General features: G+C 41.1%; 2 protein-coding genes. One reads left to right on the top strand and one right to left on the bottom strand.

From position 1 onward, the window contains the following. Positions 1–259, top strand: a 259-nt coding sequence (locus N1032_RS24860; RefSeq protein ID WP_259543215.1) for a hypothetical protein, incomplete at its 5' end; no start/stop codon positions are given. A gap of 70 nt (positions 260–329) precedes the next feature. Here N1032_RS24860 and N1032_RS24855 read toward each other — a convergent pair. Continuing rightward, the coding region (locus N1032_RS24855; protein WP_259543213.1) for a hypothetical protein at positions 330–784 on the bottom strand (455 nt) is incomplete at its 5' end.

Here is a 784-nt window from a genome sequence, read left to right as displayed (position 1 = left end):
AAGGATTTGTTTTATCGCCACGGAAAGAAAAGCGAGAGGGGTTATTAAGCCCCTCTCCACTTTATATAGGACGGCTAAATCCATACACGAAAGTTTAAGTTTAAAAAACTGGCAGGTTTTTTATGACAGTATTTTCCGTGTTATTCATCCGTGGGGAATGAATAGGGTAGAGGTTCAGGCTGGTTCATTACTCCAGCCCTTCCCCAGCATTCAAAGGAACGGATCAAGGTTTTCCGGTTCCCTCATGGTGTCCCGCTAAGGAAATGCGTATAAAACAGCCGTGGCACGTTTCAGACACAAACACCCGTTAAGGTGTATTTACTCCACCATTAGAGTAAATTCTTTAGATCTTTTGCTAGGTAATCACCATGCAAGATCTTACGGGCTGTGATTGCTGCGTAGATAGCATCAGATTCACTAGTAAAACTACCTAGCGATCTATTTTTATCAAAGTATTTAAGAATAGGGTAATATTTGCGCTTACCTGTCGCTGTCACACGCTCAATAATAGAATATGTTCTCATATCAAACTTACGATGCATATTACTCTGCTGTGCATCTGCTGGCATGAGGTTATCAATATGCCAATTTCCCTTATTGTGGTCTTTATTAATAATGCATTCAGGCCATACGCCATAATGCATAAAGTAATTTAGTCTGCACAGGTCATAGGTTCGATCTTCGATCTTGATAGTTGGCCTTTTCTGGTTCAAGTCCCTTACTGGTTCTGCCTCTTTCTGGCGCTTATCAGTGGCTTTATCTTTATTCCAGTACAACAGGCCAT

Source organism: Herbiconiux daphne, assembly GCF_024979295.1.
Lineage (GTDB): Bacteria > Actinomycetota > Actinomycetes > Actinomycetales > Microbacteriaceae > Herbiconiux > Herbiconiux daphnes.
Note: the sequence above shows the minus strand (reverse complement) of the source record. Positions and strands in the feature narration are given on the sequence as shown.